This window comes from Vreelandella songnenensis, assembly GCF_003002925.1.
Lineage (GTDB): Bacteria > Pseudomonadota > Gammaproteobacteria > Pseudomonadales > Halomonadaceae > Vreelandella > Vreelandella songnenensis.
Genome location: NZ_PVTK01000001.1, coordinates 258064 through 275953 on the forward strand (window position 1 = coordinate 258064; position 17890 = coordinate 275953).

Consider the following 17890-nt stretch of genomic DNA (forward strand, 5'->3'; position numbering starts at 1 on the left):
TCAAGCCACCTCCACCACGTTGATGCCTTGTTCGACGAACAAAACGCCATCCTGATTAACGTACTCGTTGAATACCACCCCACCAATGGTCTGAGCCGTTCCGGTACGTGACCAGCTGCCGCCAGCAAGCTCTACCCGATCCTGGCCGTCCCCGGTGATCTGGAGAACATTGTCGTTATCGGTCAGCTCGATCAGGTCCTGACCGCCCAGGCGCAGCGTATTCGCACCGTTGGCCTTACCAAGCGAGATACGTTCGACGTTGCGAATATCACCCACGGTCGAACTGGTCAGGTTCAGGTTGATGCCTGTACCGAGCGCCACGATATCGAAGCCGTCACCACCGTCGATGCTGGCGAACTGGGTGTTGCGCAACACGACAACATCGTCTCCCGAACCGGTATTGATGACATCCCGTCCACCGGTGCTGATCACCACGTCGTTACCATCATCGGTGGTAAAGGTCTGGTTGCGCGCACTGCCCTGAACGATATCGGCGTTATCACTGCCATCGTAGAAGGAGTTGGTCACCGGCAAGGGATTGGTACTGCCAAGCACACCTCCTATGACACCGCCTAACGTATTCGTGATCGCCCCCGTCACATTGCTGAATACCGACTCCGCAGAGCCAAAGTTGACCACCTCCGTTGTACTGTGAGAACCGTTGGAACGTTCCGCAGTAAAGCCCACGTTGACGCCTTGGTTACCTACAAGAAGCCCGGTCGCACTATTAAGCAGATTGCTCAATACACTCGTACTGACGGAGAAGCTGCCGTTCGAGTTGACGTTGATGGTAGCGCTGCGTAGCGAAGTGAAGAGATCGTCTTGATAGACGTTCAGCCTTACTGTCTGGGCACCTACCGCGCTGCCTTCAAGGAACGACTGTAACAGCCCCAGTAGAGGAGGCGTTCGGATCTGAAGCCCCGTAGGTGGCGCTACGCTGGTCGGCACGATGACGGTCTCGGTGGTATCGCCCCCTACTACCGCGCGAATCTGGCTACCGGCTGTCGCCGGCTGGTTGAGCACCAGCCGCCAGTCGCCCTCCGCATCGACCCGCGTATTGTAGGTAGTGCTGCCTACCTGAACCGCGACCACAGCGCCCGCTTCGCCACCGCCACTGATGATGTAGCCGGCGGTCTGGTTGATGGTGGGCACGAAATCCAGCGCGATACCCGGGTTGATCAGCAGCGTCGTATCGCCAAGGCTCACCTGTTGGAAGGTCACGCCATTCACGACGGTCGTGCCACCAAATACCGCTGCGCCGGAGATATTCAGGCTGTTGGTAGCGCCGCCGAATATTTGCAGTGTGCCGCCATCACCCGCCAGGGCGTTGGCCGTTTCAGCATCCAGCGTCAGCGTACTGCCGGTATTGCCCAGGTTCACACGCTGGATGTTGCTGATACGCGCGAAATCGGCAAGATCCAGGTTCAGACGGCTCTCGATCAGCAGCGTATTGGTACCCGCGCCGCCGTCGATGCTGACAAACGCATCGCTTCTCAGCACGATCAGATCGTTACCGCCCAGCGCCTGCACGGACTGGCCAGCCCCGGCGATCAGCACATCCGCTTCAGCCGTACCGTTGATCGTGGTTTCACGCACGCTGCCAAACGTCAGCGTGGCAAGCGAGCCGCCCAGAAGCGCCACTTCGGTCGTACCCACCACGCCGTTCGGCGAAGTGTACTCGAGCGTAAGCGTTGCGCCGCGCCCGGTCAGAAGCCCGGTTACACCACCCAGCAGGTTCAATGATGTAACTGCGGAGGTCAGGGCGGCGCCCAAGTTGAGCGTCAGCGCCCCGGTGGGGCCTGACGTAACAGGCACTGCCACCGAGCCAAGCCCAACGATATCTAGTGTGGCGGAGAGCGTACTGCCCTGCGGGAGTACCACGTTGGTGAGCGCGGCCACCACGCCGGTACCGCCCACTACGAGATTGGTGATCGGGCTCAGGTCCAGCGTGGAAAGCGGTACCGGCAGAAGATCCACCAGGTTCGCGGTTACCGGCGAGAAGGTGCGGTTGCCCTGGGCATCGGTCGCCACCGCCGTAACCGAAGCCGTCAGCAGGTCGTTCAGGCTGAAGCTCAAGCGAGGGTCGGCAAGCAGATCAATGGCAAACGCACCGTTAGCGTCAGAGTTGACCGTTACGGTCTGGGTCACGCCGGCCAGGCGAACGCTGACCGCAATGGAAGCACCGGGGTCGGTCACGCCAACAAGCGAGCCGGTGAAATCAAGCAGCGACACAACCGGACCCAGAATATTGAAATCGTTCAGCGTCACGATCTCGCTTTCATTGCCAGCGCGGTCATAGGTAGAGAGCTGCAGATCGAGGCTGCGTAGATCCAGCAAATTACCCAGATCGTCGCCCAGCAGCTCCTGCAGATTGAGCGCAAGGGCAAACAGATCGATGACCAGTTGACCACTGGCGTTACGGGCCAGAAGGCCAGGATAGTCGTCAGTATCCAGAATGCGCAGCGTATCCTGATCGTCTTCGATACGCAGGCGGATACCTTCGCCGGGATTCAACAGCGTATCGAGCAGAATACCGTTGCCGCGCACCTCGACCTCTCCCTCGACGGCATTGCCGGGCACGATGGTATCGATAACGAAGTCGATCTCTTGCGAGTTCGCGCTATCGCCAATGCGTACCCTTGCGCCGGCAGGCTGGAAGGCATACTCGAGGCCAATATCGAGAGCGAAAGTAGCATAACCATTGGCAACATCCGTCGCCGTCAGCGTGTAGGTCACCGTGGCGATACCCGCACCTGCAGCCAACTCTCCACCGGCTCTGGCGAATACATCAAGGGTAACCACCTCGCCTGCCGAGACAGGCAGGCCGCCAAAGCCGACTTGCACCTCGGCCCCCGTCGCTTCAAGCCCGTTGATCCAGCCATCTTCAGAGGCCTCGATGACCAGTACCGGTTGCAGGATGGTAATGGGCAGCGACGGACTGATGCCTCCCGTACCAGGGTTGCCGGCAAGATCGGTGTAGCTGCCATCAGCGAGCGTAATGGAAGCCGAACTTGCCAGGCCATCGGGCCGGAAGGTGGCGGTCCAGGTAGTACCGCCGTTGTTATTGGTCAGGTTGGAGAGACGTCCGCCGGTCACGGTGAAGTCGCCGAGCGCAAGCCCGGTAATCGCCTCGCTGAAGGTGAACGTCACCTCGGTGGTTTCCGCCGAGGTCAAGGGCCGGCCATCGACGGCGAAGCTTACGGAGGTGAGCGACGGCGGGTCGATATCGACCGTGATACCGCCAAGGCTTGCGGCAACGCCGGGGTTACCCGCCACATCGGTATAGCTGCCGCCGGGAAGCGTAATGCTGGCCTGTCCGGATATGCCCGGCTGGAACTCGGCCGTCCAGGTGAGATTATCCTGGGTCGTCAAATTGGCAAGCGTGCCGCCGGCTACCTGAATATCACCCAGTGTGAAATCAGTCACCGCCTCACTGAAGGTAAACGTCACCAGCGCTGCATCGCCACCACCGATCAGCGTCTCCGAAATGGTAATGGTCGCGGTTGGACGGAGCGTATCCAGCAGCACTTCGACAGGCGCCGACTGGCCGACGTTACCCACCTCGTTGGCGACCGTAGCCACGACCTCGAAGGTCCCATTGGCCAGGTCGCCCAGGAAACCGGCCGGCGCCTGAACGCTCCAGGCACCGTCTACCACAGTACTTTCGAACGTGGCGCCGGCAATGCTGACCGTCACCAGCGCGCCCTCAGGTGCCCCCTCGACGGTGCCGGTAATCACAAGTCCGTTGACGATGTTCTGGCCGTTGACGACGTTGTCGTCTGCTAACGGATCGATCGTAATCAGCGGCGTATCGAGATTGACCACGAACTCATAGTCAGCTTCGATCACACCCACGTTGCCCGCCGCGTCGCTTGCCAGCAGTTCAAAGGCCACTATGGGCGGCGTTGCACCGGCCAAAAGGCTACCCAATACCGGTACGCTGAAGGCACCGTTGGCGCCTACGCTGGTGCTGTACTCGGCTCCGTTGATGGTGATGTTCAGGGTATCGCCCGGGCGGAACTCCCCTTCGACACGCCCGGTGATCGCAACGCTCTGGTTGGATTCGACAAGGTTGATGATGTCGTCGCCGGTAATCGGGTCGATCACGATCTGTGTGGTGGTTCCATCCGGCGGGATCGTATCGAGGATGAAATCGATGGCGTTGGAAACGGCCGATGTATTGCCCGCCCCATCGGTAATGGTGGTGGTCAGCGTGTAGCTACCTTCCGGGTAGTCGCCTTCCAGGATCAGCATGACCATGCCATCGGCTACGTCTTGCGAGGTAACGGTATAATTAAGTGCCGGAATCGCCGCGTTACCGTTAAACGAGATCGTCAACGTATCGCCCGCTTGGGTACCGGCGGTGAGCATGACATCCAGCTCGATACCGTCATCGGCGGCCTCGGCATTGATAAATCCACGAAGCAGTTCCGGCAGCACGATATAGGGCGCATCAGAACCCTGCTCACCGCCGGGGCTGGTGATATCAACGCTGACCGGAGCAAGCTCGCCACTGGCGCTTGTGTTGCCCGCGCCATCGGTCTGGCGCACCAGCGCTTGTCCAAGGGCGTAGTCGCCTTCCGGTAGAACGAAGCTTGTGCCCGTACCCGCCTGCCAGGTGGTGCCACCATCCAGGCTGACTTCCCAGCTTGCGTTCGCTTCCAGGCCATCGACGCGCACGGTGCCGTCGGCGGTCACGCCACCCACATCGCCGGTGTCATTGACCAGCGTCAGGACAGGCGCCTCGGGGGCGGTGGTGTCAACGGTCACCGCCGGCAGTACGCGGGTGCCGCTGGTCAGGCCTTCGGCGTTGGTCTGGCGTACCAGCACATCGCCCGCGGCATACGCATTTTCGGGCAGTACAAAACGCGTGCCGACGCCGTCGACCCAGCTTTCACCGCCGTTCAGGCTGTATTCCCAGGTGCCGCCATCAACCAGATTACCCACGTTGACAGTGCCATTGGCGGTCACGCCGTCCAGCGCACCGGTGTCTTCCTCGAGGGTAAGCAACGGCGCCCCCGGAGCTTCCGGCTCCACCGGCTGGTCGATGGTGAGATCTATCGTGACCGGGCCGAAGGGGGTGACATCACTGGTATTGCCAGCCGCATCCGTCTGGCGAACCTGTACGTCGCCGGCGGCGTAAGTACCCTCCGGCAGCACGAAGCGATCACCGGTGCCATCCGTCCAGCTAGCGCCACCGTCCAGGCTGTACTCCCAAGTGCCGTCGGGTTCGAGTTCGCCCACCAGCACGGTGCCGTCGGCGGTGATGCCATCCGGCTCCCCGGTATCAACGGCAAGCGTCAACGAGGGGGCTACCGGTTCGACAGTGTCGATAATGACCGGGCCAAGCGTGGCGACCGGGCTTACGTTGCCTGCCGCATCGAACTGACGAACCTGTATGGCATTGAGCGCGTAATTGCCGTCGGGCAAGGTGAACCCCTCTCCCGCGCCGGCCTGCCAGCTAATGCCACCATCAAGGCTATATTCCCAGATCGCATCGGGCTCAAGCCCCGCTACGCTGACCGTACCATCGTTGATGATATCGCCATCGAGCGCCAGGGTAACGAGCGGAATGGCGGGAGGCGTGATATCGACCACCACCGCGCCCAGTTCGGCCGGTTCGCCAACGTTGCCGGCGCGATCGGTCTGGCGTACCTGAACCTCACCTGCCAGGTACTCGCCTTCAGGCAGGATAAAGCGTGTGCCTGTGCCGGGTAGCCAGGTCTCGCCACCGTCCAGGCTGACCTCCCAGGTAGCGCCGTCTTCGAGCCCGCCAATGGTAAGAGTGCCGTCGTTGGTGATCGGGCTGTCATCCGCCAATGTAACAGTGGGTGCTGCCGGTGGGGTCTGATCGATGACCACCGCCCCGACTTGAGCCGGGGAGCTGACGTTGCCCGCGCCGTCAGTCTGACGAACTTGAATGTCGCCGATCGCATAGGTTCCTTCCGGCAGGGTAAAGCCGTCTTCCGTGCCGGGCAGCCAGGTCTCGCCACCATCCAGGGTGTATTCCCAGGTGGCGCCGTCGAGGATGCCGTCGACCTCTACCGTGCCGTCGCTGGTGAACGGTGCCTCACCGATCAGGGTGACAATAGGTGCGGCCGGCGGCGTGGTGATGACAGAAATCGCTCCGGCGCTGCCGGTGTCGCTGACGTTGCCCGCGCCGTCGGTCTGACGCACGACGATATCGCCCGCGGCGTAGCCACCCTGGGGAAGGATAAAACGATCCCCCGTGCCCGCCTGCCAGGTGGTACCGCCGTCCAGGCTGATTTCCCAGAACGCATCGGGGTCGAGGTTACCAATCAGCAGCGTGCCGTCGGCGGTGATGCCGTCAAGCGCGCCGGTGTCATTGACGAGCGCCACAGTCGGCGCATCCGGCGCGGTGGCATCAATGGTGACCGCACCCAGCGTCGAGGTGCCGCTGGTAAGGCCTCCTTCGGTCTGGCGTACCAGTACCTGGCCGGCGGCGTAAGTGCCTTCGTCCAGAGTGAAACTGGTGCCGGTGCCGTCGATCCAGCTGTCACCCCCGTCCAGACTGTATTCCCAGGTAGCGCCATCGACCAGACCATTCACATTGACCAGGCCATTGCTGGTCACGCCGTCAAGCTCCCCGGTATCTACCGCAAGCGCCAGGGTGGGTGTGGCCGGGACTTCCGGATCCACGGGCGGGGTAATGGCGAGATCGACGGTAATCGGGCCGAACGCGGCCGAGTCGCTTGTATTGCCCGCTGCATCCGTCTGGCGAACCTGTACCTGCCCGTCGAGATAGACGCCTTCAGGCAGCACGAAGCGGTCACCCAGGCCGCGCTGCCAGGTGGCGCCGCCATCCAGGCTGATTTCCCAGAACGCGCCGGGTTCCAGGTTGCCCACCTCGATGGTGCCGTCGGCGGTGATACCGTCACCAATCACGCCGGTGTCATTGGCAAGGCTCAGCGTCGGGGCGTCCGGCGCGGTGGTGTCGATGACCACCGCGCCGAGGCTGGCCGGTGCGCCGGTGTTGCCGGCGGCATCGGTCTGGCGCACCTGGACATCGCCCAGGGCGTAGTCGCCTTCTGGAAGGATAAAGCTATCACCCACACCCGGTTGCCAGCTCTCGCCGCCATCCAGGCTGACTTCCCAAGTGGCGCCGTCTTCAAGTCCGCCGATGTTAACGGTGCCATCGTTGGTGATCGGGCTGTCATCCATCAGGCCGATGACCGGTGCGGCTGGCGGGGTGATATCGACGACCACGGCCCCGACTTGAGCCGGGGAGCTGACGTTGCCCGCGCCGTCGGTCTGACGAACTTGAATGTCGCCGACCGCATAGGTTCCTTCCGGTAGGGTAAAGCCGCCTCCCGTGCCGGGCAGCCAGTTCTCGCCGCCATCCAGGGTGTATTCCCAAGTGGCGCCGTCGAGGATGCCGTCGACCTCTACTGTGCCGTCGTTGGTGAACGGTGCTTCGCCGATCAATGTGACAACAGGCGCGGCCGGCGGCGTGGTGATGACGGAAATCGCTCCGGCGCTGCCGGTGTCGCTGACGTTGCCCGCGCCGTCGGTCTGACGCACGACAATATCACCTGCGGCGTAGCCACCCTGGGGCAGGATGAAACGATCCCCCGTGCCCGCCTGCCAGGTAGTACCGCCGTCCAGGCTGATCTCCCAGAACGCACCGGGTTCGAGGTTGCCGATCAGCAGCGTGCCGTCAGCGGTGATGCCGTCAAGCGCGCCGGTGTCGTTGACGAGCGCCACAGTCGGCGCATCCGGCGCGGTGGCATCAATGGTGACCGCGCCCAGCGTTGAGGTGCCGCTGGTCAGGCCACCTTCGGTCTGGCGTACCAGTACCTGGCCGGCGGCGTAAGTGCCTTCGTCCAGAGTGAAACTGGTGCCGGTGCCGTCGATCCAGCTGTCACCCCCGTCCAGGCTATATTCCCAAGTGGCGCCGTCGACCAGGCCATTCACATTGACCAAGCCATTGCTGGTCACGCCGTCAAGCTCCCCGGTATCCACCGCAAGCGCCAGGGTGGGCGTGGCCGGGGCTTCCGGGTCCACGGGCGGGGTAATGGCGAGATCGACGGTAATCGGGCCGAACGCGGCCGAGTCGCTTGTATTGCCCGCTGCATCCGTCTGGCGAACCTGTACCTGCCCGTCGAGATAGACACCTTCAGGCAGCACGAAACTGTCGCCCAGGCCGCGCTGCCAGGTGGCGCCGCCATCCAGGCTGATTTCCCAGAACGCGCCGGGCTCCAGGTTGCCCACCTCGATGGTGCCGTCGGCGGTGATACCGTCGCCAATCACGCCGGTGTCATTGGCAAGACTTAGCGTCGGGGCATCCGGCGCGGTGGTGTCGATGACTACCGCGCCGAGGTTGGCCGGTGCGCCGGTGTTGCCGGCGGCATCGGTCTGGCGCACCTGCACATCGCCCAGGGCGTAGTCGCCTTCCGGCAGGGTAAAGCTCGTACCTGTGCCAACGATCCAGCTCTCGCCGCCATCCAGGCTGACCTCCCAGGTAGCATCAGGCTCAAGCCCCGTCACCTCGACAGCACCGTCGTTGGTGATCGGGCTATCGCTGACCAGCGTAACGGTGGGCGCTGCGGGCGGTGTGATATCGATCGTGACCGCCCCAAGCTCGACCGGCTCGCTAACGTTACCGGCGCGGTCGATCTGACGTACCTGCACATCGCCCAGGACGTAGGCGCCTTCCGGAAGGATAAAGCTATCACCCACACCCGGTTGCCAGCTTTCGCCGCCATCCAGGCTGACTTCCCAGGTAGCGCCATCTTCAAGCCCGCCAATAGTGACGGTGCCATCGTTGGTGATCGGGCTGTCATCCGCCAGTGTAACGGTGGGTGCTGCCGGTGGGGTCTGATCGATGACCACCGCCCCGACTTGAGCCGGGGAGCTGACGTTGCCCGCGCCGTCGGTCTGACGAACTTGAATGTCGCCGATCGCATAGGTTCCTTCCGGCAGGGTAAAGCCGTCTCCTGTACCGGGCAGCCAGGTCTCGCCGCCATCCAGGGTGTATTCCCAGGTGGCGCCGTCGAGGATGCCGTCGACCTCTACCGTGCCGTCGCTGGTGAACGGTGCTTCGCCGATCAGTGTGACAACAGGCGCGGCCGGCGGCGTGGTGATGACGGAAATCGCTCCGGCGCTGCCGGTGTCGCTGACGTTGCCCGCGCCGTCGGTTTGACGCACGACGATATCGCCTGCGGCGTAGCCACCCTGGGGCAGGATGAAACGATCCCCCGTGCCCGCCTGCCAGGTAGTACCACCGTCCAGGCTGATTTCCCAGAACGCATCGGGTTCGAGGTTGCCGATCAGCAGCGTGCCGTCGGCGGTGATGCCGTCAAGCGCGCCGGTGTCGTTGACGAGCGCCACAGTCGGCGCATCCGGTGCGGTGGCATCAACGGTGACCGCACCCAGCGTCGAGGTGCCGCTGGTAAGGCCTCCTTCGGTCTGGCGTACCAATACCTGGCCGGCGGCGTAAGTGCCCTCGTCCAGAGTGAAACTGGTGCCGGTGCCGTCGATCCAGCTGTCACCCCCGTCCAGACTGTATTCCCAGGTAGCGCCATCGACCAGGCCAACCACGTTGATCAGGCCATTGCTGGTCACGCCGTCAAGCTCCCCGGTATCCGCCGCAAGCGCCAGGGTGGGCGTGGCCGGGGCTTCCGGGTCCACGGGCGGGGTAATGGCGAGATCGACGGTAATCGGGCCGAACGCGGCCGAGTCGCTTGTATTGCCCGCTGCATCCGTCTGGCGAACCTGCACCTGCCCGTCGAGATAGATGCCTTCAGGCAGCACGAAACTGTCGCCCAGGCCGCGCTGCCAGGTGACGCCGCCATCCAGGCTGATTTCCCAGAACGCGCCGGGCTCCAGGTTGCCCACCTCGATGGTGCCGTCGGCGGTGATACCGTCGCCAATCACGCCAGTGTCATTGGCTAGGCTCAGTGTCGGGGCGTCCGGCGCGGTGGTGTCGATGACCACCGCGCCGAGGCTGGCCGGTGAGCCGGTGTTGCCGGCAGCATCGGTCTGGCGCACCTGCACGTCGCCCAGGGCGTAGTCGCCTTCCGGCAGGGTAAAGCTCGTATCTGTGCCGACAATCCAGCTCTCGCCACCATCCAGGCTAACCTCCCAGGTGGCGTCTTCCTCGAGCCCACCGACTTCCACGAGGCCGTTATTGGTAATCGCGCTGTCATCGACCAGCGCCACGCTCGGTGCCGCAGGCGGCTCGAAATCAATCACTACCGCTTCCAGCGCCGCCACTGGACTGATATTCCCGGCACCGTCAATCTGACGCACCTGAATATCGCCCGCCGCGTAGCGGCCTTCGTCAAGTGCAAAGCTGGTACCGCGGCCCGCTATCCAGGTTTCGCCACCGTTCAGGCTGACCTCCCAGCGCGCACCGGCTTCGATACCGCTGACGAGCACGATGCCGTCGTTGTTGACGGTGCCCCCCAATAGATCGATGACCGGCGCATCGGGAAGCGTGGTATCCACCACGATCTCTCCCAGGCGTGCTGGCTCGCTGACGTTGCCGGCCCCGTCGGTTTGGCGAACCTGTACCGTTCCATCTGCATAGCTACCGGGCGGAAGAATGTAACGCTCGCCGGTTCCCATCACCCAGGTCGCGCCGCCGTCCAGGCTGATTTCCCATACCGCGCCAGTTTCCAGATTATCAAGACGCAGCGTGCCGTCGTTGGTCAGGCCGACGATATCACCGGTGTCGTTGACCAGCTCGACAGTCGGAGCATCAGGCGCCGTCGTATCGATGGTGACGGCTCCCAGGGTCGAGGTGCCGCTGGTAAGGCCGTTGGCGTCGGTCTGACGTACCAGCACCTGGCCGGCCGGGTAGACACCTTCCGGCAGGGTAAAGCCGCTACCATTGCCGGTTAGCCAAGTGTTGCCTCCGTTCAGGCTGTACTGCCAGGTCGCGCCATCGGCCAAGCCACCAACAAGAACAGCACCGTTATTCGTCAAGCCGTCCACTTCGCCGCTATCATTGGCCAGGCTTAACGTAGGTGTCGCCGGCGCTTCTGGATCCACGGGCGGGTCAATGGTCAAATCGATGGTCACCGGACCGAATTCAGCGACCGGGCTCTGGTTACCCGCTGCATCGACCTGGCGAACCTGGACCTGGCCATCCTGATAGACGCCTTCTGGGAGCACGAAGCGGTCGCCCGCGCCGCGCTGCCAGGTATCGCCACCGTCCAGGCTGACTTCCCAGAAGCCACCCGGCTCAAGATTGCCTACCAGAATGGTACCGTCGGCCGTTACACCGTCGATATCGCCGGTGTCATTGGCAAGGGTCAGCGTCGGCACCGAAGGCTCAGTGGTATCCACTACCGTCGCCCCCAAGGCAAGCGGCTTGCCTACATTACCGGCGGCATCGGTCTGACGTACCTGAATCTGGTCGGCGGCATACTCACCTTCAGGCAGCACGAAGCGGTCGCCTTCGCCAGCGGTCCAGGTCTGGCCGCCATCGAGGCTGAACTCCCAGGTGGCATCCGGTTCCAGGTTACCGATCTCGACGGTACCGTCATTGGTAATGCCGCCGTTACCGGCAAGGCTCGCGGTCGGTGCAGCGGGCGCAGTGGTATCGATGACAACCGCGCCAAGCGCTGCGGAAGCGCTGATATTGCCCGCACCATCGGTCTGGCGAACCTGAACCTGCCCGGCTGAATAGGAGCCCTCGGGCAAGGCAAAGCGATCGCCCGTACCGGCTTGCCAGGTCTCCCCCCCATCCAGGCTGACTTCCCAGGTAGCGCCAGGCTGCAGGTTGTCCACGGTGACCGTGCCGTCGTTGGTAAGATTGCCGCCCACCAGATCGATCGTCGGCGCCTGCGGCGGCTGGGTCACGACGGTCACGGCGCCCAGCGGGGTCGAGTCACTCGCATTTCCGGCGCTATCAATCTGGCGTACCAGAATATCGCCGGCCGCGTAGTCCCCTTCCGGCAGAAGGTAGCGCTCGCCGGTTCCGCGCAGCCACGTAGTGCCGCCATCCAGGCTGATTTCCCAGGTGGCCGCCGGGTCAAGATTGCCTATCCGCACGGCGCCATTGGCGGTGACGCCATCGATACCACCGGTATCGGCTTCCAGCGTAATGGTGGGTGCGGCGGGGGGCGTCGTATCGATGATCACCGCGCCAAGAGTAGAAATACCGCTGGTCACACCGGCAGCGTCCGTCTGGCGAACCAGCACCTGGCCTGCCGCATAGGTGCCTTCGGCCAGGGTGAAACCGTCGCCCTGGCCGGCCAGCCAGTTGGCACCGCCGTCCAGGCTGTACTCCCAGGTGCCACCTTCTACCAGGCCACCTACCAGCACGCTGCCGTCGCTGGTGATGCTGTCGATATCGCCGGTGTCGTTGGCAAGCGCCAGGGTGGGCGTTGCCGGCGCCTGCGGGTCGGTCGGTGGCTCGATGGTGAGATCGACCGTGACGGGGCCGAGCCCGGTGACCGGGCTTACGTTGCCCGCCGCATCGACCTGACGCGCCTGCACTTGGCCGGCGTCATAAACGCCTTCCGGCAGCACGAAGCGGTCGCCGCTGCCTGGCTGCCAGGTCTGGCCGCCATCCAGGCTCACCTCCCAGCGCGCATCGGGGTCGAGATTTCCCAGCAGCACAGTACCATCGGCGGTTACGCCATCGTCATCCGCGCCGCTGGCCAGGGTCAAAAGCGGTGCAGGGGGTGGCGTGGTATCGACAATCAACGTGCTCAGATTCGCCGGTGCGCTGACGTTGCCCGCGATATCAGTCTGGCGTACCAGTATTCGGCCGGCCGCGTACTCGCCTTCAGGCAGTACGAAGCTTGTGCCCTCACCGGCGATCCAGGTCGCCCCGCCGTTCAAGCTGTATTCCCAGGTCGCCTCCGGCTCGATACCTTCTACCGTAACGGTGCCATCATTGGTAATGATGCTGTCGCCCGCCAGGGATAGCTCGGGCGCAACAGGTGGCGTGATATCAATAATGACCGGGGCAAGCGATGCGATGGGGCTTAGGTTGCCCGCTCCATCGGTCTGGCGTACCAGCACCTGCCCGACCTCGAATTCACCTTCCGGCAGCTCGAAGCTCGAGCCACTGCCGATGGTCCAGGTATCCCCGCCATCAAGACTGAACTCCCAGACCGCTCCCGCTTCAAGATTGCCGACGGTCACGGTCGGTTCGTTCGTGATGGCCGCGTCGCTATCCAACTGCAAGGAGGGTACTTGAGGCGCGGTCAGATCGACGGTCAACGGGTCAAGGCTTATGGCCTCGCTGGTATTACCGGCTCGGTCGCCTTGTCGAACCTGTACCTGCCCCCCCGCATAATCGCCCTCGGGCAGGATGAACCGATCACCCACACCTCGCTGCCAGCTCTGGCCTCCATCCAGGCTGACCTCCCAATAGCCCCCCGGCTCGATATTGCCGATAACAATAGTGCCATCGGCAGTAATGCCTGCAATATCACCAGTATCGTTGGCGACATCGATAGTGGGCGCTTGCGGCGGGGTAGTATCGACAATGACGCTGCCCACGGTACGCGTACCGCTGGTCAAGCCATCAGCGTCGGTCTGACGCACCAGTACTTGCCCTGGCGCGTAGTCGCCTTCAGGCAGTACGAAAGTATCGTCCACGCCTACCAGCCAGGTGCTACCACCGTCGAGGCTATACTCCCAGGTACCGCCTTCGACCAGGCCACCCACCGACACGGTACCGTCCGCAGTAATGCCATCGGGCTCGCCGGTATCATTGGCAAGCGTAAGCGTCGGGATAGCGGGAAGGTTGGGGTCATTCGGGTTATCAATAATCAGATCGACGGTGACCGGTCCGAATTCTGTAACGTCGCTTACGTTACCCGCCGCATCGATCTGGCGCGCCTGAACCTGTCCGGGGGCGTAATTACCTTCCGCCAGAATGAAGCGGTCGCCGCTGCCGCGCAGCCAGGTCAGGCCACTATCCAGGCTGTACTCCCAGGCGGTACCGGGTTCGAGATCTCCCACGATGACCGTACCGTTGGCAGTGACGCCATCCAACCCGCCCGTGTCGTCAAGCAGGCTCAGTAAAGGCGCATCCGGGGCCGTGGTATCGACGATCACGGCGCCCAGGTTGCTGGTACCGCTGGCGTTACCTGCCGCGTCGAATTGGCGTACCAGCACCTGGCGTGTGGCGTAGGCGCCTTCCTGCAACAGGAAAGAAGCAAAGATACCGGCAAACCAGGTATCGCCACCGTCCAGGCTGTACTCCCAGCGGGCACCGGGTTCAAGGTCATCGACATTGACGGTTCCATCGCTGGTGATGCCTTCAACGTCGCCGGTATCATTGTCCAACGCCGTCGTGGGCGTTGCTGGTGGTGTCGTGTCAACCACAATGGCGTCCAGCGCGCCAGCGGCGCTGGTACTGCCTGCCGCATTGGTCTGACGTACCTGCACCTGCCCCGGGCCGTAATCCCCTTCCGGCAAGACGAAGCGATCACCCTGTCCGCTCACCCAGGTCGCCCCACTATCAAGGCTGTATTCCCAGGAATTGCCAGCATCGAGATTGCCAACCAGTACGCTGCCATTGCTGGTAATACCATCATTCCCGCTCGTGTCTTCCACCAGCGTCAGGGTAGGCGTGTCCGGGGTGTCCGGGTCACCGGGCAGGGAGAGATCGGGGTCGATGGTGACCGCCCCCAACTCGCCGATTTGGCTGACGTTACCTGCCGCATCGGTCTGACGTACCTGCACCTGGCCGCTGGTATACTCGCCTTCGGGCAGAATGAACCGATCACCACTGCCCTGCTGCCAGGTTTCACCGCCATCGAGCGAGACTTCCCAGCGCGCGCCTGCTTCCAGATTACCAATGATGATCGTACCGTCGGAGGTCACGCCATCCGGCGCGCCCACGTCGTTGGCAAGCGCCACCTCCGGCGCGACAGGCGGTGTCTGGTCGATAATCACGCTGCCTAGTGTACGGGTGCCGCTGGTATTGCCATCGGCGTCTGACTGACGCACCAGCACCTGGCCTGCAGCATAGGTGCCTTCGGCAAGCTCAAAGCTTTCGCCCGTGCCGGTTTGCCAGGTGGTACCGCCATCCAGGCTAATTTCCCAGGTACCACCTTCCACCAGGCCACCGACCAGTACGGTACCGTTGGAGGTAATGCCGTCCACTTCGCCGGTGTCATCGGCAAGTGTCAGGGTAGGAATGTCAGGTAGCGTTGGGTCTTCCGGATCAACGACTACGAGATCGACGGTGACAGGCCCAAACTCAGCCGCATCGCTGACATTGCCCGCCGCGTCCGTCTGGCGAATCTGCACCTGACCTTGTGCGTAATCCCCCTCAGGCAGAATGAAGCGGTCGCCGGTACCCGCCTGCCAGGTCTCGCCGCCGTCGAGGCTGAATTCCCAACGTACGCCAGGCTCGAGGTTGCCCACCAGTACGGTGCCGTCAGTGGTGACACCATCAACATCGCCGGTATCGTTGGCAAGCGTCAGCGTGGGCGGCGCGGGCGGCGTTTGATCGACAACGATGCTGCCCAGAATGCCGGCCTCACTGGTCAGGCCCTCCGCATTGGTCTGGCGAACGCGCACCTGCCCTGCCGGATATTCACCTTCAGGTAATACGAAGCTTCCACCGTCACCTGTCAACCAGGTCTCGCCACTATCCAGGCTGTACTCCCAGGTAGCGCCTTCTTCAAGGCCATTGACCGCGATCGTGCCGTCACGGGTAATACCGTCAATGGCAAAGCCTGTGTCATTGACCAAATTCAGCGTGGGCGCGGGTGGCGTTTGCTCATCAGGGTCGCCCGGCTCGTCAGGATCGCCCGGCTCATCGGGATCGTCTGGATCACCTGGTTCGTCGGGATCTCCCGGTACATCGGGATCATCCGGGTCGCCCGGTACATCGGGATCATCAGGGTCGCCCGGTACATCGGGATCGTCCGGGTCGCCCGGCACATCGGGATCGTCCGGGTCGCCCGGCACATCGGGATCGTCCGGGTCGTCCGGCACATCGGGATCGTCCGGGTCGCCCGGCACATCGGGATCGTCCGGGTCGCCCGGCACATCGGGATCATCCGGGTCACCCGGTACATCGGGGTCGTCCGGGTCACCCGGTACACCGGGGTCGTCTGGATCGCCCGGTACATCGGGATCGTCCGGGTCGCCCGGTACATCGGGATCGTCCGGGTCGCCCGGTACATCGGGGTCGTCTGGATCGCCGTCGGGCGGGGTATCAGGGTCTAGGGGGTCACCGACATCATCTTCACTGTCATCCACCGGGGGCGGCGCAGAAGCGCTGGAGGAGCTATTGGCAGAGGTAATGGCGGCCGCTCCAACTGCGCCTAAAGCGATGGGAAATACGGCGTCTTCAGCATAGAAACCCGCTTTTTCACGGGAGTGTTCGAAGCCTGAATATTCACCTACAGGATAGTACGTTACGTAAGTAACGGTGCCATCAGATAGGGTAGTAAGTTCAACGGGGATCAACTGGTCATTGGCGCCCGTGAGATAGAGCTCGTTTTCCGCTCCACCCGGCATATCGTTATAAAAACCGACAATACGCAGGGTTTCACCATTAGCCATTTCAATAACCAGATCGCTGCCATCGCGGAGCATGGATAGCACGTCTTCAGGGGCGAGTTGCAATAGCACCTGACTGGGTTGTGAAAGAGTAATGCTATTTTCTACTTCGAAGGCTGCAACGTCAGCGACATCGTTTCCCAGCGCAGATACTTTTGCAAGAAAAGACATATCCCGCCTCCCTACCCTTAAATGATATTAGTGTTGTCCTCCTTTATCAGTAGATAAACATAATCAGCAGGTCAAGAATCGCTAATTATCTTTTACTCATATGAATAGAAAAGGGCGGAAAGATAAAAATATGCCCAAGCCCTATACGCAATTAAAACCTATAAAATCATTTACTTAAAAATCAACAAGAATTAAAAAAATTAAATTCTATACATTAAATAACTCATTGTAAGAAATCTCTTACATCAAAATAAGAAATTTCCTACAGACCTGTAGAATTAACAAATATCAGACAAATTGAACAAAAAAAATACCATCGAGATTTAAAGCAGCACTGATTGGTTAGTCAGTAATTCAATTTAAACCCTATATATTCCAAGCCTCATACGACTGTTTTATTAATGCATTAAAAAGCCAATATTTCTTTTTTTAAATATATACTTAGAGCGGATAAAGATTGTTCTAATGCTTAACGCACCCATCACCCCATCGTTGATTACGCTCTACTACTGAAGCCAATGAATATCTAGCGGATTAGGGCAGGCAAATTGGTGCTCCAGGTATCGCTGCGATGCCCAGGAGATTTAAAGCGCTTTTCGTGAAGTCGCGCTATTATCTGGCGTGGAAGCATTACCGCTTCAGGACACTCGTCGACGGCCTCTTTTGTGAGGATTGCCATGAAATATCGCTATACCGCAGCCCTGCTGCTATCTACCCTGTTCGCTCTGCCTGCCTATGCGGCCTGCCAGAGTGATGCCGTCGACTATGACTTTCCTGCCCAGCGGCTGGATGAAGCCCTGCAACAGCTTGCCCACCGCTCCGGCTGCTTCATCAATACGGACTTGACCCGCATCGCCGACGAACAGGCGCCAGCACTCAGCGGCACCTACCGCCCCGAAGAAGCGCTCTGGGAACTGCTGAAAGGCACCGGTTGGGAAGGCTACCCCACTGATGAGGGGCTTGAAGTCTCCGAGCGCGAACAGGCCTGGGTCAAGGCACGTACCCAGGCGCTGCGCGAGGCGGTCGAGAAGCGCGATACGCTGAGTGAAGACGAGCGCAAGGCCTACCTTGAGGAGCTTGCGTCTCTTGAACAAAGCGTCACCGAGCTTGCTCGCGAGCAGGGCTTCATCAGCGCGGGCGAACATGCAAGCTATGAGCGCAGCCTGAATGAACTGGCCGAAAGTCTGGAAACCGACGACCAGGCGTAACCGAT

General features: G+C 61.7%; 2 protein-coding genes. One reads left to right on the forward strand and one right to left on the reverse strand.

The window, feature by feature from the left end:
- On the reverse strand, window positions 1–16677 hold the full coding sequence (locus B0H98_RS01225; protein WP_106373252.1) for an Ig-like domain-containing protein: 16677 nt from the start codon (window positions 16675–16677) through the stop codon (window positions 1–3).
- A 677-nt stretch (window positions 16678–17354) separates the two neighbouring features.
- Between B0H98_RS01225 and B0H98_RS01230 the strand changes: the two genes are divergently transcribed.
- The gene (locus B0H98_RS01230) at window positions 17355–17885 is read left to right on the forward strand and encodes a hypothetical protein (protein WP_106373253.1); all 531 of its coding nucleotides are present in this window, start codon (window positions 17355–17357) and stop codon (window positions 17883–17885) included.
- The last annotated feature ends 5 nt before the right edge of the window (window positions 17886–17890 follow it).